Origin of the sequence: Flagellimonas aurea, from assembly GCF_017313785.1 — a bacterium.
GTDB classification, from domain to species: domain Bacteria; phylum Bacteroidota; class Bacteroidia; order Flavobacteriales; family Flavobacteriaceae; genus Flagellimonas; species Flagellimonas aurea.
Genome location: NZ_JAFLNL010000018.1, coordinates 24,819 through 44,901, shown reverse-complemented (window position 1 = coordinate 44,901; position 20,083 = coordinate 24,819). Strand labels below are relative to the sequence as shown.

General features: G+C 39.0%; 22 protein-coding genes and 1 pseudogene. 6 read left to right on the top strand and 17 right to left on the bottom strand.

Features of this window, described 5'->3' with window-relative positions; genetic code table 11:
• Positions 1-212: 212 nt before the first annotated feature.
• The 10 genes and pseudogenes from J0656_RS19510 to J0656_RS19465 form a co-directional block, all read right to left on the bottom strand.
• Entirely contained in the window at positions 213-1,499 is a 1,287-nt protein-coding gene (locus tag J0656_RS19510; protein ID WP_207036920.1) for a site-specific integrase, read from the bottom strand.
• A 569-nt stretch (positions 1,500-2,068) separates the two neighbouring features.
• Positions 2,069-2,443, bottom strand: a pseudogene (locus J0656_RS20470) (Fic family protein); the annotation flags it as partial.
• Between the two features lie 1,312 nt (positions 2,444-3,755).
• The gene (locus J0656_RS19500; RefSeq protein ID WP_207036916.1) at positions 3,756-4,550 is read right to left on the bottom strand and encodes a DUF4138 domain-containing protein; all 795 of its coding nucleotides are present in this window, start codon (positions 4,548-4,550) and stop codon (positions 3,756-3,758) included.
• A 10-nt stretch (positions 4,551-4,560) separates the two neighbouring features.
• Complete coding sequence (gene traM / locus J0656_RS19495; RefSeq protein WP_207036914.1) at positions 4,561-5,538, bottom strand: conjugative transposon protein TraM; 978 nt, start codon at positions 5,536-5,538, stop codon at positions 4,561-4,563.
• Between the two features lie 12 nt (positions 5,539-5,550).
• On the bottom strand, positions 5,551-6,165 hold the full coding sequence (locus tag J0656_RS19490) for a conjugal transfer protein TraK (RefSeq protein ID WP_207036911.1): 615 nt from the start codon (positions 6,163-6,165) through the stop codon (positions 5,551-5,553).
• Between the two features lie 40 nt (positions 6,166-6,205).
• Positions 6,206-7,048 carry a hypothetical protein gene (locus J0656_RS19485; protein ID WP_417947768.1) on the bottom strand — a complete coding sequence of 281 codons (843 nt, stop codon included), beginning with the start codon at positions 7,046-7,048 and terminating at the stop codon, positions 6,206-6,208.
• A complete protein-coding gene (locus J0656_RS19480) occupies positions 7,048-7,638 on the bottom strand; it encodes a TrbJ/VirB5 family protein (protein WP_207036908.1) in 591 nt (196 codons plus the stop codon). The genes J0656_RS19485 and J0656_RS19480 overlap by 1 nt, the downstream gene beginning before the upstream one ends.
• 24 nt (positions 7,639-7,662) lie before the next feature.
• The gene (locus J0656_RS19475) at positions 7,663-10,089 is read right to left on the bottom strand and encodes a TraG family conjugative transposon ATPase (protein WP_207036906.1); all 2,427 of its coding nucleotides are present in this window, start codon (positions 10,087-10,089) and stop codon (positions 7,663-7,665) included.
• The gene (locus J0656_RS19470) at positions 10,076-10,360 is read right to left on the bottom strand and encodes a hypothetical protein (protein ID WP_207036904.1); all 285 of its coding nucleotides are present in this window, start codon (positions 10,358-10,360) and stop codon (positions 10,076-10,078) included. The genes J0656_RS19475 and J0656_RS19470 overlap by 14 nt, the downstream gene beginning before the upstream one ends.
• Positions 10,360-10,647, bottom strand: a complete 288-nt coding sequence (locus J0656_RS19465; protein ID WP_207036592.1) for a hypothetical protein — start codon at positions 10,645-10,647, stop codon at positions 10,360-10,362. The genes J0656_RS19470 and J0656_RS19465 overlap by 1 nt, the downstream gene beginning before the upstream one ends.
• Positions 10,648-10,872: 225 nt before the next feature.
• On the opposite strand from J0656_RS19465, the gene J0656_RS19460 reads away from it, so the two are divergent.
• The gene (locus J0656_RS19460; RefSeq protein ID WP_237688999.1) at positions 10,873-11,475 is read left to right on the top strand and encodes an N-acetylmuramoyl-L-alanine amidase family protein; all 603 of its coding nucleotides are present in this window, start codon (positions 10,873-10,875) and stop codon (positions 11,473-11,475) included.
• 89 nt (positions 11,476-11,564) lie between these two features.
• Here the strand turns inward: J0656_RS19460 and J0656_RS19455 are convergent, their stop codons facing one another.
• Genes J0656_RS19455 through J0656_RS19440 form a run of 4 tightly spaced genes read right to left on the bottom strand, consistent with a single transcriptional unit; the run spans position 11,565 to position 15,472 of the window.
• Entirely contained in the window at positions 11,565-12,026 is a 462-nt protein-coding gene (locus tag J0656_RS19455) for a Mov34/MPN/PAD-1 family protein (protein ID WP_207036899.1), read from the bottom strand.
• Complete coding sequence (locus J0656_RS19450) at positions 12,023-13,819, bottom strand: E2/UBC family protein (protein WP_207036890.1); 1,797 nt, start codon at positions 13,817-13,819, stop codon at positions 12,023-12,025. The genes J0656_RS19455 and J0656_RS19450 overlap by 4 nt, the downstream gene beginning before the upstream one ends.
• A complete protein-coding gene (locus J0656_RS19445; protein WP_207036881.1) occupies positions 13,819-14,817 on the bottom strand; it encodes a CBASS cGAMP synthase in 999 nt (332 codons plus the stop codon). Before J0656_RS19445 ends, J0656_RS19450 begins: the two co-directional genes overlap by 1 nt.
• A 1-nt stretch (position 14,818) precedes the next feature.
• A complete protein-coding gene (locus J0656_RS19440) occupies positions 14,819-15,472 on the bottom strand; it encodes a Cap15 family cyclic dinucleotide receptor domain-containing protein (RefSeq protein WP_207036879.1) in 654 nt (217 codons plus the stop codon).
• Between the two features lie 504 nt (positions 15,473-15,976).
• Between J0656_RS19440 and J0656_RS19435 the strand changes: the two genes are divergently transcribed.
• The 5 genes from J0656_RS19435 to J0656_RS20465 all read left to right on the top strand — a co-directional run bounded on the left by J0656_RS19435 (position 15,977) and on the right by J0656_RS20465 (position 18,300).
• Positions 15,977-16,570 (top strand): hypothetical protein, encoded by a 594-nt coding sequence (locus J0656_RS19435; protein ID WP_207036877.1) that lies wholly within the window; start codon positions 15,977-15,979, stop codon positions 16,568-16,570.
• A complete protein-coding gene (locus J0656_RS19430) occupies positions 16,567-16,968 on the top strand; it encodes a hypothetical protein (protein ID WP_207036875.1) in 402 nt (133 codons plus the stop codon). The genes J0656_RS19435 and J0656_RS19430 overlap by 4 nt, the downstream gene beginning before the upstream one ends.
• The gene (locus tag J0656_RS19425; RefSeq protein WP_207036873.1) at positions 16,955-17,764 is read left to right on the top strand and encodes an ImmA/IrrE family metallo-endopeptidase; all 810 of its coding nucleotides are present in this window, start codon (positions 16,955-16,957) and stop codon (positions 17,762-17,764) included. The genes J0656_RS19430 and J0656_RS19425 overlap by 14 nt, the downstream gene beginning before the upstream one ends.
• 111 nt (positions 17,765-17,875) lie before the next feature.
• Positions 17,876-18,232: a hypothetical protein gene (locus J0656_RS19420; RefSeq protein WP_207036864.1), complete on the top strand. Its 357-nt coding sequence runs from the start codon at positions 17,876-17,878 to the stop codon at positions 18,230-18,232.
• Entirely contained in the window at positions 18,178-18,300 is a 123-nt protein-coding gene (locus J0656_RS20465) for a hypothetical protein (protein WP_417947773.1), read from the top strand. The genes J0656_RS19420 and J0656_RS20465 overlap by 55 nt, the downstream gene beginning before the upstream one ends.
• On the opposite strand, the gene J0656_RS19415 is transcribed toward J0656_RS20465, so the two are convergent.
• The 3 genes from J0656_RS19415 to J0656_RS19405 form a co-directional block, all read right to left on the bottom strand.
• On the bottom strand, positions 18,301-18,963 hold the full coding sequence (locus J0656_RS19415) for a P-loop NTPase family protein (protein ID WP_207036862.1): 663 nt from the start codon (positions 18,961-18,963) through the stop codon (positions 18,301-18,303).
• Positions 18,960-19,646 (bottom strand): hypothetical protein, encoded by a 687-nt coding sequence (locus tag J0656_RS19410; protein WP_207036860.1) that lies wholly within the window; start codon positions 19,644-19,646, stop codon positions 18,960-18,962. The genes J0656_RS19415 and J0656_RS19410 overlap by 4 nt, the downstream gene beginning before the upstream one ends.
• A 110-nt stretch (positions 19,647-19,756) precedes the next feature.
• Complete coding sequence (locus tag J0656_RS19405; protein ID WP_207036857.1) at positions 19,757-20,035, bottom strand: helix-turn-helix domain-containing protein; 279 nt, start codon at positions 20,033-20,035, stop codon at positions 19,757-19,759.
• Between the last annotated feature and the right edge of the window lie 48 nt (positions 20,036-20,083).

Here is a 20,083-nt window from a genome sequence, read left to right as displayed (position 1 = left end):
GTCTATGGTGTAATCCAGAGTCGAAAACCATATGATATGAACCATATTTGTAATGACCCAAGACAATTGAATTGAAATACTCAGGATTTTATTTGGTTTTTAATAGAGTATATAAACGGCAAAGGGAAAAGAAGTGGCTTTATGCCGTCCCTTTTCCGAGAAATATTTTGCGACGTTTATTTTTCGGGAATATTGTATGAATATCTATTGCCTTACTTTACTACCCTTAAAGGAGTAAATCCGTCGCTATTTTGAACTGAACTATTTTGCCCTTTTTGGTTCAATAAATCTTTCAACCTTCCCATATCCTTGCTTATTTTTTTCTCCACGACCCTGGCATATCGTTGGGTCGTTGAAAGCTTGGTATGCCCCAATAGCTTTGAAACGGTTTCCAAGGGAACGTTGTTCATCAAGGTTATGGTCGTGGCAAACGTATGCCGTGCCACATGAAAGGTCAAATGTTTGTTTATCCTGCCCAGTTTCGCAATCGATTTAAGGTGCTTGTTCGATTTTTGGTTGGAATAGACGGGCAGTAGGGAATGCTCGTTAATGATATTGGGATAATCGGAATACTTGTCCAAAATCTGTTTTGCCTGAAAAAGAAGCGGCACCCTGACCGGGGTCTTGGTCTTTTTTCGCCTAACGTTGATCCATTGCTCCCCGTCGATACCCTTTACAATGTCCTTTTGCTTGAGCAGTTTCACCTCGATATAACTGAGCCCGGTATAACAGGCAAAAAGGAACACGTCCCTTACCAACTTGATCCCGTTTTCCGATATCTTGACCGATGCAAGTCTTATGAGTTCATCTTCTTCCAAAAAATCACTGTCATATTCCTCAAACTTCATCTTGTAAAAGTTGAACGGATTCTGCGGAATACATCCAAACTTATGGGCAATCCCCAACAGTTTTTTAAACCGTTCCATATGCTTCATGATACCGTTGTTGTTCAACGGTTGCGATTTACATATAGGGGGACATTTTCTAAGGTAATCCTCAAATTCAAGGATAAAAGTATAGTCAATGATGGGTAGGTTGACATCGATGGTCCTGAATTTTTTCTTGGTGAACCGTTTCAGATATTTTTCCGTGGCCGAATAGTTCTTGACCGTACTTTTCTCCAACCTCGAAGTTTCATGGGTTCGATGGTATCGGAAGATGTCATCAAGGGTAATGAATTGCTTGTCCTTTCCTAAATACCTTTGCTTGATGGCCTGGGAGGTAATGGGGACACCCTCTGAATGCAGTTGCCGATGGCACTCCAATAACTTGGCGTGTATATCGTCAAGATACTTGTTGATCTCTTGTGCGCCTTTGGCCCTATGGTCGATTTTACCCGAAATAGGACACCAACATTCTTCGATGGTGGATCTATGGACACTGATATCGGCAAGAATGCCTTCAAATCGGATGCGGGCATAGATGGGAATCTGCCCATTTTTCTTTTTGGCCGTTTTTTTCAGCCAAAAGCTGATACTGAACGAGTTGGAAGTCTTCATGTGCTTCGCTTTTAGTGGAACAATCCGTTAAGCGAAAGTCAAATCACACGAAAAATCGAATCAGGATGTGCAATTTACGAAATCCTGCCCGACAAAAATAGGACATCGTATAGGACATCGTCACCCTTGATTTCAATTGGATATAAAAAAAACCAGAAAATATTAATCTTCTGGTTTTTAATACATTATGGTTTTGTTTGTACCCACAAAACCATGGTTCGTCGGGGTGGCAGGATTTAAACTCCAAAACCAATCCGTTCTATACCAGTATTTTAAGTCTTAATTTTCGTAAATAGGACATCAATTAAGACATCAACGAGAGCGTTTTACGCTTTCTATAGTACAAATTTAGCCAAATGATTTCAAATAATATCATATGGCTATTTTTTGTTCGGCAGTTCCGCTGCGTTCTTACCTTTCATTCTACCACCGACCAAATCTCCCAAGAATTTTGTAAATGGCGCTATATTCTGCCTTACACTGGCCTCTTCCAATGCTTGCATATATTCATCGCGCTTTTCCACGGGAATTACGGTCCACGGATAGCCTCCGGAGGCTAGCATGGCGTTCATAAGAAATCTGCCCATACGACCGTTACCATCCATATACGGGTGGATAAAAACAAAGACAAAGTGGCCCAGTACGGCACGTACGGAAGCCTCAGGCTCTTCCTCCAGCAATTCAAATAGGATGGGCATGGCATCGCGCATGGCATCCACATTTAGGGGAACGTGTTTGGAATTACCGATGTACACCTGGTTATTGCGGTAACCGGAAAGGTCGGAAGCCTTCAACAGGCCTGCCACCACACTTGGGTCGAACAACTGCCTGTACCATGCGGCATGGTCTTTATCGATTTGTGTTCCCGAATTTGCTCCTTCCAATATGGCTTTGATGCTCTGCTTTACGGATTGGAAAGCCTGATAATACCCTCGGGCTGCCATGGCATCCCTTTGTTTCCTATCCCCTTCATTTTCCTCGGTGTCCCATTCCCCTGAACTCACTTTTTGAATCAACTCAGGCGTCACCCGATAACGTTCAATGGACAGTGAATGATAGGCATCCGTTATGTATATATCGTCCACGTCCTTCATATAAGATTCGTGGTCGGTCTGTATGCCGAGGGCTTTCGGGAAATTGGCCATTACTGCTTCACGCATCTGCTGCCATATAAGGCGTATGCGATTAGCATAGGGAGAACGTTCCCTTGCCGACAATTTTAATTCCAACCTGGTATCAAAGGGGTCTTCCTCCCGGATGTCATAATCAGCCTGTTTGAAGGTTTCCATAATCTGGTCGGCTATTCTGTCACGTTGAATGTTACGAAAAGCCCCGGCCAATCGGCCAGCCAAGGTGGTATGGCCATTTTCCAGTAGTATGGGCAGCAATTCCGAAGCATCCCGAATCAGGGACAATGTGGTACGGGCATCGATGGCATTACTTGTATATACTGTTGCTCCTGCATAAATCAGGGAGGCCTGTAAATTATACATGCGGATGCCTTCTTCTACTAATGTCTGTTCTGAAGGAGGGATATCGGTTTTCAGATTGAACAGGGAGGTGTTATGTGGCAATGGCGTAGGTTTGTTGTTGCCCTTGGGCGACCGTATAAGCAATTGCTGCGGTACCGATCGGTTTCCGGCATGAAATAACAAAGATTGGTCTGCCGAAAGCGACCAATCGTCTCCATATTTTCGGTTAAGAAACCGTGCTATAAATTCCCAATATGAGCTATACCAGGCTGTGGTCTCACCATCTTTCCCGTTGGGGTCTGTGGCAATATACCATCCTTTAGTGACTTCCTTTAAAAAGCCGTTCTTGACAAGTAGTTGACGGTGCTTTACATTCGGGATATCATCAGTATGAATTCCTACTATACCTTGGTCTTGTATTCCTTTCAGAAAGGTAAGGGCCTCTGCGAATCTTTCCCTTGGAGTTGCCATGTCGTTGAATTTACTTTTTTAATCTTTGCTTTCGGGCTAAAATTAGCTTTTTCTATCGTGCTAATATTAGCAAAAACAAATGTACTAAAATTAGTAAACATAATCGTGTAAAAATTAGTAAATGTGCTTTACTGTATTTTGGAAACACAAAACATAATGGCTCAATTTTGTCAATACATCCCTTCCACGTTTCTTCTTGGAAATGCTCTTTTATATTTTACGCTTGATACTTACCATGATTTGAACAATCTTATTTTGTAACATATTCAGGAAATATTTGTTACAAAAAGAGTAAGTGTTGAAATAAGAAAGATTATAACCTAGTCTCCAAAATCACTTTCCTGCTCCCGTTCAGTTCCTTCAGCTCAAGCATCATCTTTTCGTTATCTCCCAAGACGAATTTTGGAAGCACGTACACGAAACGCTGGCTTTGCCCATTGGTAATGGAATATGGTATTTTATGTTTGTAAATAGCCTTTTGCAGTAATCGTTGATAAGAGGCTTTGCGTTTGTTGTTACCATTGGTACGGTACACATTGAGATAGTCGATTTCAAAATCGATTCCGGATTTGTTCCTGACCTCTATGACCAGATACACTTCTGAAACGTCATTGGCCATTTTCTGCAACTGTAACCGGATTCCTTTTTTGCGTTTTACGGCAATGGTTTCAGAACCGGATCTGAGCAAATATTCACTTGCCCTTTCAAAATAAGCGGTTCTGTCCTTATTGGAAGTGGTGTTTTCAGCTTTGGATATTTCCATTACGGGACTTTCATTGCCGATGCTTTCATCTTTATAGATGAAGTAGTTCAGCTTGGGGAGTTTGTCGGAATACTTCAAAATATAGGAATATACCTTTCCGTCACTGGTAACGGCCAAAAGATTGCTTTCGGTTCCTGGTTTAGCCTGTAACAGCCCGAAATACTGTTCCTTTTCACGATTGTAGGTAAACACAAAATGTGAAGCTCCCGTAATACCTTGTCGAATAGGATTAGGAAAGAACAAAGCAACGTTCTTTTGGTCATTGGCATAAATGGTGTCCAATGATTTTTGTGCCTGTATGGACATTGTAAAGGTCAATAGCAGTAATGTAAGATATGTTTTCATAATAGTAAGATTAATAGTTACCCATCATGGGTTTTCCTTGAAACTTGGTTTTGGATATTTTTAAAATGAGCCTGTAGTTATCGGTTATAGTAACCTTTACGTTTTTATGGTTTCTCTGGAAAATCTTTTTAAACCCGCTTACCTGTGGCACACCAGCAATGTTGATATCGTCCATCATATCGCCAACAATTTCATTGGTAACTTCAGCTCTGAAACTGTTCTCCACATAAATTCCCTCGCTACCGTCCTGATAGTCATGAGCCCTTAATTTTACGGGTTGATGGTCGATGTTCTCAATATCGATAATGGCTCGATTGGGCTTAAAGCTGACAAATCCATAAATGGGCGTATTCCTCGAATAACGCTGCCCGTAAATGGTGGCATCCTTTAGGAGCCGCATCTGTAGGCGATAATTGTTCTTGACTGTCTGCGTGCCATCCACACGGACGTATATGAACGTGTCCGTATTTTTTGCGTTCAAATCGTCATTCTCAATGGGATGGGAAGCAAAAAAGAGCTGGTGCTCCAAAGCACGTTCCTTGACCTCGACTTCGGTTTCCTGTTCATTAATGACATCGATAGTGTCCCTTTTCTCCTCAATAGTCGGTTTCGATGGCCTGTACCTCGGATTGATATTTTGATAGGATTGTTCCGAATATTTTATCTGCCCTTGTTGGTAGATACTGTCCACCAATCGCATCTTTTCCTTGTCCAACAAATCCGGGTCATAAATGCCCGTGGAATCCAACAGCCGTTCATCATAAATACTTGGTGCGTTGGTTTCCCTAACTTCTTTTAAATCGTTCAGGGCATCCAATTTGGAATCGTACTGCTTTTGGTCGTCCTCCAGTTCCGGCACGGGAACCTGGTTGTTTTCCAAAGTCGGTTCTTCATCCTCTCCCAATACCAGCATGGCATAGCTACCTATAAAAAGTAGGATGCATACCAGTACAATGGAAAAGATGATTTTGTTTTTTTCTACTTTCATATTATCTGAATTTTATTGTTCATCATTGATTTTTCGTAAGCTGCTTTCAAAAAAATTGGTAATCAACAATCCGTGAGTATTGTTCGGAAAGTTCCTATCCACCTTGATAAGGTTCCCCGTTGTGATAAGCTCGTAGGTATCGGTTACGGAACCCCGATTGATTTCAAAAACGGTCCTGGTCTCAAACTTGTGGGGTTCGTTTTCGATATCCACTTTGGATTCGATACTCAACACTTTTTGCACCAATGAATACTGTAACAAACGGTTATAGACCCCATCGGCCTTTTTCTGGTGGTACAGGGCATCCACCGAGCTATTGCCCAACCACAGCGCCTTTTCCAGATTTCTTTCGTAATTGCTCGCATCAATGTTGTAGAAGTAGGTGTGGAACAGCTCCAGATGCGCCAATGCCTCCACGTTTAAATTTTCATTTTGTAAAACTAATTTCAAGGGAATCACGCTACCGTCCGAATTGACCACAAATGCACTGCCCACGGTCTCCTTGTGCAGTTTGATGACCATGAGTACAGAAACAATACAGGTAAGCACAGCTCCAATAACGACCGTCAAAACAATAAAGCGGTTCAGCTTTAGGATGTCGTATATATTTTTATAAGGTGTTTTCATATAGTAATTAATTTTCATTTGCCTAATGTGCCTTAGGCACTTATCCACCAGTGAAGAGTTTAAGGGTGAACGAGATGGCCCTACGGTACAGTTTAAACTTCAGGAATACGATAAACCCGATGGAGCCCAATTGCAGCAACGGGGCAAAAAAGCTGCTCCCCCAATCCGTTCCGAACAGGTTGCTCCAAAAATTGGTGTTGATTTCGGTGTAAAGGTTGTTCACGAATACATTCACCAAAAAGAAGGCTGGTACCAACATATAGACCCCGGAATAGAGCTTAAAGAAATTGTACGCTAGCGACCTGAACTTTTCAAATACGGCCAGACTGATGACCAACGGAAAAAACGCCTGCATGATGCCCAACAAGAAAAACCGCTCCGCCAAGAACAAGGGATAGATGAACAAATCCAACAACCATAGGAATACCCCAATGATAAAGGCCAGCATTTTCATCCCGAACAAAGGGGTGACCAGAGCCTCGTAAAGCATGGCCATCGCTTTTTTGGCGGCTTCCAGGGCACCCACATCCTGTTCGATGTCTATATCCTGCATCTGCAACGGGAGGAGTGCCGGAGCCGTGTCCCGGTATTGGGTCTCGATGGCCACCAAAATGGCATCAAAAACGCCCAATACCTGTGTAGAAAAAATGACTAAAATGACCACTGCAAAGTTCTTCGCCAATTCCGCAGGTGTCAATCCCCAAGTATAGCCCTCATTGTTCGCTACGCCCTCGTTGTATTTTTTCAGGATATTGACCAAGAAGAACAGTACCGCAAGGGCCTTCATACCCCCAATGGTATATTGCGAAAAGGCACTATTTTTTATGGTTTGAAAAATAGTGTCCACATATTCCAGTCCTATGCCCAAAAAAATACCCGACATCAATAATTGGTTTCGCGGTTATTGATTTTATGTTGTATTTCCCGAAAAGCGATAATCTCCCGATAACGTTTGGTCTTGGCCTCGATTTCCGCTACCATTTCCTTGGATTCCAGTTCCTTTTCCTTGAGGACTGCCGCACGTTCGGCATCGGTCATTTTCATATTGTCACTGGACAGGATCTGGTCAATATATTCCATGGCCGCAATGGAATTTTCCAAAATGGCATCAAAGGAATCCGATATACGGGTAACTTCATCGGGCTTGATAAACGGGGAATTCAGGATGTCCCTTAAATCGCCCTGCATCACTTGGTACAGGCGTTGGTTGTTCTCGGCAAGTTCCTTGACCGCCTTCAACTGTTTGATGACATTGTTGACCTTATCGATGTTCTCCTTTTGCTGTTTGAGAAACTTGACGGTCTGCATCAGGTTGCTGGTCTGTTTAGCAGATTCGACCAACGATTTCATAAAGGAAATAAAGTTGGTGTTGTCATACACAGGCATCCCCTGGGCCGTAGCACGGGTGCCAGTGGCACTCACAAGTATGAGCAATGTTGCGGATAAGATTGTTTTTTTGATTTTGTTCTTCATTTGTTTGTGTTTTAAAAGTGAATATTATTGTGATTCTTGCAAGAAGCGACCAATGGACGTTTCCATATCGTTTGTTTCGTTATAAATGGCCATTATGGACTCGTTTTCCTGTCCATCGGTGAGGTAAGCTGCAAAGACCTCGGGCGGTACTTCCAATCGGAAAATGTTGCTTTCCTTGCCAATTTTGATGAACATTTCGGTGTACTTTCTGTCCCCGGTCAAATTGTTCCGGATGGATTTGAGTTGGTTCAGGTCGTGACTGGAGAGGTTCAACCTCTTCTTTAATTCTTCATATCCCTTTTCATTGCGGAGGCTGTAAATGACCTGTGTATTTTCAAGGATGCTTGCCGATGTGGAATTGTTGGGCAGTTGGTTAATCGACTGGAGGATGATGCCAATGGCGCCGTTCTGTTTACGGATGGCCTGATAGTAGAATTCTACGCTTTCCAACACGTTGCCGAATTTCAATTGTTTCGCAAACTCATCAAAAAGGATAATGCCTTTTTCGGCCTTGTTTCTCCAAATGGTGCGTTGGATGGCCGACTTGATGAGCTTCAGCATCACCGAAAGGATTTCCTTGTTATCCTTCACTTCGTCCAGTTCAAAGACAATCAGCCGTTTGTCCTCGATTTTATAGGTCTGGTCTTCGTTGACATTGAACAGGAAACTGTACAGCCCGCCATCGACATACTCTGAAAGGATGTGAAGAAAATCATAGATATTGAAATGCTGTCCCTGGATATGCAGCTCTTCCAAAAGGCTGTCCTTCTTTGCATCGATGAATCGGTACAGATTTTCCAAAGAATGGGTACTGTTGCTATTTTGTAAATAGTAATGTCTCAATACTTTTTTAACAGCCACTTCCTCGGCTTTGGTCGTTGCCTTTCCTGATGCTAGAAGCTCCAAAATAAAAATGGCCAAATCCTCCAATCGCTCCGGTGTCAAATCATCGGTATTGGAGATGTAAAAAGGGTTGATGCCCAGGTTTTTCCCTTGCTCGTATCGAAGTATGATATGTTTATCAGGATAGAGTTTGGCGAACTTGGCATAAGAACCTCCCAAGTCAATCACCACTAATCGAACGCCACTTTCAAAATATTGACGTAAGATGTTGTTCGCTAAAAAGGATTTGCCCTCGCCCGTTGGGGCAAAAATGGCAAAGTTCCTAGCCTTGATGCGTTTCTTCTTTTCATCCCATACATCCTTTAGCACGGGAATATTATGTTGCCTGTCATTAAAGATGATACCCGTGGCATCGGACTGATAGCTGGTATTGTTAATGTACAGGCAAAGGGCGTGCTTTAAATCGGTGACGTATAAATCCTCATTTGAAAAATTTGAGGTATGGCAGCAATAGGAGTTCAGAAAATAGTTTTTGCGTTCCTCGCCTTTTGGGTAGTATGGCACGATGTCCAGTTCCTTAAACTCGGTCTTGATTTTAGAAGCGATTCTCTCTAACAATGCTTCATCTCTGTCCCAAAAGATGATATTTATGTGTCCACGAATAATCCGTGAACTATCGTCCTCATTGATTTTGCCAACGATGTCTTCAATCTTTTTTAAGATGACTTTGTTCTGTGTGCCGAAATTGGAACTCTTTTTAAGTTCCTCGATTTTCTTGTCGAGCAGTTTTCGCCATTTATGCTTGTCGTCCAGATAGATGATTTGGTTGACAATGTGGTTCTCATTGAGGTCCAGCCCCAATCCATCGATAAATCCCTGATGGAACACAAAATCGTCCGAAGTAAATTTATCATTGGTTTTACTGCTCTGTACCACATCGCCAAAGCACAGCTCGCTGTTGACGGCCAATACATCAAAATGGTTTTCTCCGATTTCAATGTTGGATTTCCCACCACGACGGGCAGGCTTCAATTGAATATCGGTATCGAAACCCTCATTGAACCCGTTAAAGTAAGCGTTGGTAAGCTCTAATATTTCGTACTCTTTTAATGGGGTAAGGGACACCCTTCGGCTATTGTTGACAAAGGAAACGGCATCGTTTACCGAAGCGATGAACTCCTGCACGGTATGGTCCATTTGTCTGTGGATGCCCTTTTCGCCCTTACGGAACGGGTTGGTAAACTTGGCAGTGTTCAATGCCTTGTTATATGGAAGAACAAAGAACAGGTAGCAATGATGTTGTAGATAGCTACGCCCCTTAAAATAGTCATGGGTCGCCTTTTGAAGAAAGGTATCATTGGGCAACCCGTTCGCCGAATAATGGTTTTTTTGGTAAATGTCCTGTTTGTGGATGATCGTAGCCACAGGCAACGATTTAAACGCCTGAAACCACGAACCGTGTATGTCCTCAAAATCCTTTTCCGAAAGGGAATAGATTTCAGGGTTGTCCACTTGGTAGCCCAAGACCACATTGCCATTGTTGGCAAAGTTGATATGGCCTTGGATGTCCAAAATGGGATGGTATGCCGATAGGTTAATTTTCTTCATAATTCAAGCGACTGCCTTTTTTATTGCTGATTGTTTGTGGGAATACTTTTTTGATGTGCATCAAAGCAGGGTTTTTGGTAAGGTGGGTCAGCACTGCATATAATGTCCCGTTCCATAGGAATACGGAAATGATGACCGAAAAACTGAACGAAAAGATGATGAACAATAAAGAGCCGATAACGGATGTCATCATCAGGGCGAATAGGGATATGGGCAATCCCATAATTACCGCTCGCTTACGAATGTTTTTATAGACCTCGAACCGCTTCATTAAACCACGATTCCGATTAGGTAGGTGAAGATGCCCACTACGGCTCCGGCAATCAGTACAAAGACCAGTACTCGGGTAATCCCTTTTTTCAAATCGGCATTTTCACCAAAGAAATGTCCCGCATTGAACAGGAACCCGATTAGGAAGATGACCCCGAGGATTATTGGGAAAATGGCACGGATGGTATCGGAAACATCGTTGACGGAATCTTCGATGCCCCCGATTTGGGCAAAGGTTGTACTTGAAATGAACAGCGAAAGAATAGTTACATACAATGATTTTTTCATAATGAAATCGATTTAAAATTTGCTTGATTTTGATATTCGAAAAATACTGTATATTGTAATTCAAATAATTGATAATCAATTATTTGTGAATAAAATAAATTTTGAGTCCGTTTGTTTTTGTTTGATGCGAATTGGCATCAAATCGTATGGAAATCTGAAAAGCCTATGTTGATAACTCTAAAATTTTGGAAGTGGTCGGGCTTCAAAAACGTCAGTTTTTGGGTTTTGCTACTAAAATTCTGCTTTGTTTTCGGTCAGCAAAAAACGATTGTCATCGACCCCGGACACGGTGGAATCGATTCCGGTGCAATAGGTATAAATGATGTATTGGAAAAAGATGTGGTTTTGTATGTTGCCAAGGAAATTATAGGACTTAACAAAACCCTTTTTGATGATAGGTTTGCTATCTATTTGAGCCGATATACCGATACCTTGGTTCCCCTAAAAGATAGGGGTCGATTGGTCAGGGCACTCAAAGCGGATGTTTTTTTATCCTTACACTGCAATGCCTCTTCCAAAACTTCTCAAGGAATGGAAGTTTATGTCCATACTTCCAAAGAGGAAGAAAATCATATCAAGGCATCCATTGCCATAGGGCTTTCCATTTTAAAGGAAAGTACAGGAAAGCTTGGTTTTAAGCAACGGGGCGTGAAGATTGCCAATTTTCAGGTACTCAGGGAGACTGTTGTGTATTGCCCAACGGTACTTGTTGAAATGGGGTTTATGACCCATGCCGATGAAGCGGATTATTATTTGAATCCAAAAAATATCAGGGCTATGGCGTTGGCGATTTTAATGGGGTTGTATAACTATTTTAATGCTGGATGATGAAGGAGTTTTTTGTTGAGATTATAGAGTGTTTAAAGGAGGTAATGGTATGTTTTTTTAAAATGCTTACATCAATGTTTAATTGAATGTCATTGTGAATTTTGCTTTAATTGGATTAATTTTTTTCCATTAAAATGTCCAATGTAGAAACCTTTTCGACCAACAATTACCATCAAAAGAAAATCCTCATTAATCAAGTTTTTTTTGAATTGATTTTTTATCATTTTTATATCTGTACTTGACGGAGTAGGATAGTCTTCGGGATGGGTATGCCATTCGCCAATATAAATGGTTTTACCAAGACTGTTTAAAAATTCATAATTAATGAATAATTGTGCTGATTTTTTATCTCTATGAAAGCTATATCTATAGCTCTTATCAAATAATGTGGGTGTAGTGGCCTTTGTAACAAGAATTTTATTGTTTTCCAAGCGTTTTCCTAAGAGTATGCCCCCCTTCTCATGTTTATTGCCAGTTTGTTTAAAATGACTGAATACATTCAGAACTCCTTCATCAAAAATCACATTAATATTTACATCGGAATATGTCATAAAGTGTTATTGATTAGGGAATATTTCTCGTATGAATCTTTTGCTAAGGTCACATTTAGTTTTTTTGCTATATCTATATCGCCAATCCAAGAATAGAACAGGCTCTGATTATTGCTATTTTCGATGACTTCAACTATTTTGAGATAAGCAGCGGATAAAAAAAGGGACAAATGAGCAGATGAATATGGAGAATAAGTAGCCTGACAACCACTTTCTTTAAGCATGAATAAATCTCTTTTTTTCTCATACTCTTCGGGTGAAATTATAGAAAATCTGTATTTGTAGATATCAGAAAATAAGTCATCCAACTTGGGGAGATTTTCTGGATGGAGGTAGAGTAATTGAGCACCAATCAAGTAGGGTTCGACCCAAAGAATAAAAACAGGTTTTTTTAACTCGCCCTTTTGTAACTCTGTTATAAACCATTTTTCAAGATTCAGTTTTCCCAAACATAGAAACATATAATCCTGTGCATTGACTTTTCGTTTATTTTGGTTATAAAAATCAAATATTGACGATTCACTAAATTGAATCTTCTGACTTGGAAGTTTATGTTTTAAGTAGGTTTTTAATGCAAGTGCTTTGTTTTGATTTAAGTAGTGAAACCCTAGTAAATGGCGTTTAATGTTTTCTGAACTTAGTTTGTCATTATCAATAAGGGCAAATTCAGGGTTATTAAGATTATTAAGAAGACCCACTAGATTTGAGCCAACACTCCCAATACCAGCTACAAGAAACTTATAGTTCTTTGGTGTTTGGACTTCAGATGCAGTTCTTCTAATTAATCTTTGTTCACTAAGGCTGTCAGAAGAGAAACGTTTAACATTCTTTTTATGACCAGGTAAACCTTTATTGAACGTAATATTATAAGGTGTTAGTTTGCTCTGACGGAATCCTTTTATTTTAAAGTCTATGTCGGGATAGCTCCATCCAAAATATTTTTTTTCATCATTGATAGTCTTTCCAAAGACTAAAATTCTAACTGGACTTTTATTAAAGTAATCTTTAAAGTTTTTTTGATTCTCTTCCTTAATAAATTCAAGACTTTCAAAGCAACTAATGGTAAAAGGCGGTCTAGTAAGTCGTGTTTCATCCTTAACAAAAAACACCTCATATTCTTTTGTAGAGTAATCTTGACTTTCAAAATACTGTTGGTAAGGTTGAATTAAATCTTCTTCTTTATTGTAAAGGATGCCAGCTAATGTTTTGTCTTTTTTTGATGACTTAATACTATAAGTGAGTAAGTGTAGAGAATTATAGTTTTTTGGTTCTTTACCTATAACGGAATAAATAGATTCACTTAGTAATTTATCTTTATGATTTCCCGATGTATTCCAATAAGCCACGAATTCATCTTCAAAATCTTCAAAATTTTCACCTTTCAAACCTTCAATCAAAGTTTTTTTTGCTTTACTAAGTTGGTCTATTAGAATTCCCGTAGGGTTTGATTGGTCTACAATTACAAATTCATCGTATACACATACATCGTTTCTCAAAAATGAAGAATGAGGTATGTATCCTAATTTCTCAAAATCATTTTTATCGTAATATATTTTTGCAGGCTCTAATGGAAATAATGAACTTAAAGCAATATACATGGTAAGTTCATCAATAATCCATACTGATTTTACATTGTCATATAATCCGGTTTTTACCTCCCAGACTTCACAATAATCACCGGACTCTAGAAAGTTAGCATCTTTCGGATTGTCAAGTACAGTGATTTCGTCATCGCTGATGCTTGCTAACTTTGTATATGCATCTTTTCGTATTTGCTCAAAACAATCTGACATTAAGCACTTGTAGCATTAACATTAATCACCGCTGGTGCAGCATATGATTTTGATTCACTTTTAGATGAATCTTCTACATTAGCGCAAGCAAACCTGTCCCCAAGATATTTTTGCCATTTTTTACATCCTTCTTTTGGATTGCTATGAGCTATAGCAGCATTACCAGCATCTATAAGCTTAGATAATCTGTCCATAAAATGAGTTTCACTATACTTTTGAAGCAAGTCCTCTCCTTTCTTTGTTGTAGGCCGCTCACATTTAAAATCATCTTCTAATTCTGATTGAATTGCTTCCAAAGTATCTCTGAAAGAAATATCATCACGGTCATTTGATACATAGTGATTTGTAGCAAGAATGGCAAATATCAAGCCACTTGGCATTTTTGTGCTAAAGGATTTGTTTTGCTTGTCTCCCCAGGCTTTTAAATAACGAACTAACCTCTTCAATTGGTCATTTGCCCGGCCATTAAACCATTTATAAAATTCCCTCGGGTCACTATCCGTAAAGCCTTCGGATTTATGCGCAAGCTGCGGAATAGTTTTTTCGCCGCCTGATTCTTTTTCTTTAAAGTATATGGGTAAGTCAATATTGTGGCCATCAGAATACAAAACACGAATACAAGTATTTTTTTTGATAGCTCCTTTTGAAGTGTGATCCTTAACGGCATCATAAATCCAATTGTGATAGGTTGTCACTGATTTTCTATTGTCTATTTCATCAATAAAATAAACGCCATCATCCAAATCATAAGGGTATAAAGTTTTCTCGTTACCATCATCATCGGTCTCGTATGTTGGAAGAGGATTGACAATTATATGCATCATAAAAGACCCTTGAGCAGAATATTTAGGTCTGGTCTCATTCTCCTTATTGTTCTTGAAATAGTCTGTTATTTTTTTTCTTAAAGCATCTCTATTTTTCCTAAGCTCATCCTTTTTAGAAGAATCTAATGAAATAGTCGTATTAAATTCAATGAATTGTTCGTGATTATTTGCCATCTTATATATGTTTTAATTCTTTTGTTTGAAAATCTACGCTAATGGTTCCTCCATTACCTTTTGAAAGACTGTTCTTGGAAAAATAGCCTCCTTCCAGTCTTTTTATCTCACCTTCCTTTTTAAGGGTCAGTGTGTTAAACCCATCTTTTATTGGGATTGAACTGTCACTACTTCCTTTATTCTGATAATAAAAAAGTAATTGATATAGACCGTTATCTTTTCGGATTAAATCTTCAACAATACTTTCAGATTTAGTTTGTGTACTTGATATCTTATTTCCATTTTCGTCTTCATCCCAGAAGTAACAATTAACCTTTATATCTGAAGTGGTCTGATAAATTATAAGTTTGCAATGCTTGTGTCCTAACACACCTTGATAATTGTATTTTACCATTCCTTTATAAGTACCTCTAATCAATGGTACTTTTATAAGTAGCTGCCATAAAAATGGTACTTTATGTAAATGTTTGTTTATTAGCCAAAAAACGAGAGCAAGTAATGCAGTTGCAGGATAGAACCTATAATATTCGAAGTTATAAGCTTTCAATAAATTGATTATTTCTCTTATCAATGCTTCAGAACCTATATAAAGAAGTATTACGAGTAATATCAGCTTAGATTCATTGTAATATTTAAAGTTAAAATCTGATTTCATATATCTTTATTGTAAAGTGTTCAGTATCAAAAAGCAATCCATTTTTAGAAAAAATTAACAATCATATTTTTATTGCTAATATTAAGACACAATGTCATTTAATCAAGGCGACACCTTTTAAGAAGTCGCCATGATTAAGCTTCTAGTTAGATTGCTCCAACAATGCAGCTATTCCACTAATAACAACAAGAGTTGCTATACCAAAGATGATGGTTTTGGCCACATCTCCATGCACATTGACACAATTGCCTTTATGGCATACTCTTAGCACTCCTTTAGAGAAATTAATACTATTCATAAACTGAACTTTAAGGTTAAACAATCTCCATTCAGAGCTGTGGAGTTCCGCTCATTTTTTCACGCCATTTTCTTAAAGACTTTTGTTGCATCATATTCTTTATATTGGGCCTTCAATCTTAGTATGCTTGTTTCGTTAACTTTTTTGCCACTCGATGGCAAATTTTTTAAATCTGCAAGCATATTATTACTAGAACATCAATTGATATGGATAAATCGAGCAAAGAGGTGGCCGATGTATTTAATAGTTATACCATTGACCAATTAAACGACCTCGTTTTAAGAATGAGAGCCTTTGCCAAGCAAAGACTTGGCGATTATGGCGATAATCATGAGGGGCAACAAAAGTTAGATTTTGTTTTCAATGTTTTCCAAAAAGCACTTACCGATATAAGGAAGTGGGATAAGGACAAATGTAATTTTGAGAACTTTCTTTTTGGGGTTCTAAAAAGCGAAATAAGTGCGTATCACGAAAAAGCAAAAAGACGAAAGCCACCGGGAGAAGAGGATGAAAACGACGAATCCTATATTCTCGATATACCAGTATACTCGGAGGAAGTTGGCTTCGACGACCTATCATTTGATGAAATTGACAACAAAAAACTAAAAGAAAACTATGTTACGTTACTTAAAGACTCGGGAGCATCTGATTTGGAGATGCTAATATTTGAATGTTGGTGTGAAAACATCTACAAACCGAACGAGATTTCGGCTTTTTTGGAAGTAGATATCACAGAGGTTTATAATGCCGTTAAAAGGCTTGAGAGAAGAAAAGGCAAACTTAACAGTCAAGTAAAATGAGCAACTTAAAAAACAAAATAGATAAGGGAATTACAGAATTTTATTTGAATTCCGATATTGAATTGATAAAAAAGTCCTTAGAGGAAGATGGTGTAGATGTAACTAAGGAAAGTACGGAAATATCCAATTTTTTGAAGCGATTGAAGTTTACCCAAAACGCAGTGGCAACTCAGGAAAATGACCAAGCATTGATTGCGAGGATAGTTGAAAAATTTCAAGATGCAATCAATAAGAATATAGAGAAGCCTATTGCCACCCTTATAAGTTTAGTAGAAACAAAACAAATGTCTGTACAATTTAGAAACTTGGACAAGTTAACCCCGGATGAAATAAAGGAAATTATCAAAGGGAAAAATCTGGTTGACCTGATGGATGAATTAGACAATGAAGAATCATAGATATAATAAAGGCTCTTTAGAAGCAAAAAACCTACTTGAGCAATATGGCTTTGAAAGTCTTTTGGACTTTCCCCTAGAATTGTTTGCAAGTGGTCTTGGAGCAACCGTTATCGAAAAGCCTTTGGTAAATTCTGATGGACGAATCATATTTGGGAAAAAACACACTATAATTGAAATAAACCAGGATATCGAATTTGATCAAAAAAAACGGTTCACATTAGCACACGAAATTGGACATTTTGTGCTTCATAAAGGTATTGATATTCATAACGATACTGAAGCAACTACATCGTGGTTCAATAATAAGGAAAAACAGGCAAAAAATGGTCGTGTTGAATATGAGGCTAACCAATTCGCTTCCGAATTGCTGATGCCAAGTACACTCTTTTATGAAAAACAAAAGGGTAAAAAATTTTCCCCTCAATTACTAAGGGATTTGGCTATTTTTTTCAAGACGAGTATTACATCAATAGCCTTTAAGTATTTTGAATTGGGAGACCACCCAATTTGTCTTTTTCACTCGCATAACAAAACTGTAAGTTACTGGAAATGGCCCGAAGGTTATCCTCATTTCATTGTTGATAGAACTAAACTAGAACCACCGGAGGATTCAGTGGCGATGGAGTTTTTTGAAAAAGGAAAAATATATGCTAAGCATCAATCTAAACAGCAGATTTGGAAATCTACTTGGTTTGATTTGAAAAACTGGGAAGATGATAATGATTTTAACTTTTTTGAGTATTGTATTATTTCAAGCGCCCATAATTCTGTATTGAGTGTTGTATGGGAAGAATAATTTTATAGCCAATTAAACTGTTTATTTTCTATAAATCTTATGGTAAAAAGACCTTAAAAATTCGTAAATTAAAGCTAAATCCAGATCAAGGAACCTCTACTGTAAATCGCAATGAAAGCACTGGCCATTTTCTTTTTAAACGTGTTCCAAAATATTCTGGGTTTGACCATTGGTGGGCTTGCCAGAAATAAAGCCACGCGAAATTCTTATAGATCTTTATCCAATGTCGATAAGGTAAAATACCTTGAAAAGAGAAGGCAGCAACAAGGCTATCAAAAGGGATGGCTTTATCATAGATGCAGGGAAGAAGGGTTGATGGATGCGTACAAAAATTATTTGGGTTTTATTCTCCAAGTGAAACTGATGCTACTAAATTCCGCTTCGGTAAGTACAAAGGGCAATATGTGGAGGATATTTGGGAAAGTGATAGGGAATACATCAATTGGCTTTCTGACCAGGAATGGCTAGCTGAATATATAGACGAAAATGATATGATCCACGAATTACTTCACATGGAAGAAGAGCACAAAAATTGACTATCCTCTTTTGTCAACAGACTTGGCATCAAAACTTATCAAGTTGAACATTTGCCGCATCCTTGAACGTACCCGATTCCCATACCTTTCTTCCAGTTCTTGGGCATTAAGGTTGGTGGTGGCGTGGGTCTGGATGTTATGGTTCAAGAACAGCTCATAACGGGATAATAGTATTTCGCCCAAAACATTGCAGTCTTTCCCGAAATGTCGTCCGGTAGGTTCTACACCCAAGTCGTCAAAGCAGTAGAACTTTTTTTCTCCATAATCCTCAATGATTTTATAGCCGATATTGTTAAAGGCAAAGGCAATATTCCGGGTGGGGATGACCTCATAAGGTTTGCGGTGGGGTACAATATGTCGCAATAGTTTCATCAGACTGGTCTTACCGCAACCCACGGGGCCGGAAAGCAAAATACCCTTATGGATATCGATACCAAGATTTTTGCAATTCGTTTCGTCCTTGATATAATAATTGCACAGCTTAAAGAGTATGTTTCGGTCTTCCTCATAAATCCTGAATTTCTTGCCAAGGAGCAATTTCCCTTTGGCATTGAGATAAACAAGCATTTTATCAAAATCGTAAATGATTTCATTGTTCAGGAATGTTCCCAAGGTATATTGAACACTACCCTCTATGATGATATGTGGTTTAAGGGAACTCATAGAGGCTCACTATAATTTTTGTTGGAACTTGTTTTGAGGTTGTCCGTATTTTGGCTAACCGTTATCACCGTTTTTTCCGTTTTGAGCACGTCGGCTTTTAACATCCAGTTACGGGCGGTGGCCTGCCAATCAATGATTTTTGTTTTGCCGCCTACTTTCCAGCCGATGCCCTGGTAATGGTTGTAGAATTTTTTGGCCTCCAGTTCCGGCCAATTTTCTTTTTGAAAAAAATCGATGACCTCGTTTTCACTTTTGGGCTGGTCAAGTTTATTCCCGTTTGTATTGTTTATTACTGTTTGTATATGTTTGTTTATAGATACCACCGCTTGTCCAAAGCTTGTCCCAATATTGGTAGGGTTTGGGTACAGAGCTTGTCCATCACTTGTCCCAAAATTGAACATCTTGATTTTGCTGCCATGAAAGGGATTGTGGGAAGGCTCGTATACCAGGTATTTCCAATGGTGCAGCTCTTTGATGCAGCGGTGGTAGGTGGTTTTTGAACCGATTTTTGAAAACTGCATCACTTCTTCCCGGTTGATATGGAAATTATCGGGGAAGTGGTAATTGTTCCACAACTGAAACAAGGCCACGTACAGACTGATATGTGTGGGGTTTAAACGGCCGTCTTTCGAGAATTGCAGAAATACGGCGTTCAGGTGTTTTATGTAATTTACGTCTTGCATAATATTTTTAGGGAAATAAAGCCAACCCGCCAGCTGGCACCTTCGTTAAAACAGTCCACTGGACTGTTTCTTTGCACTCGGCCCTATAATTAATCTGTTCCAAAGAGGCGTTAAAATTTGTTATGGATTTTGTTCTTTTCCATCACGCTGATAATCTCCTCGTAGTCATAATAGAGTACGCCACCCACTTTGGTGTAGGGCAATGTGCCATTGATTCTTAGGTTCTGTAAGGTGCCGGAAGAGATTCCCAAAAGCTCTTTTACCTCTGGGGATTTAAGCCATCTTTTATAGGAATGACCAGAGTGGTTGCCCAATAGTTCTTTAATGTTGTCCAAGAGTTCGAGTTTGAACTCCTGAAGGTCTTCGGTGGTAATGATTGTTTCTGCCATTTGTAAAACGATTTTAGAAAAGCAAAGCCGCCAAGTTGTTTTGATTTT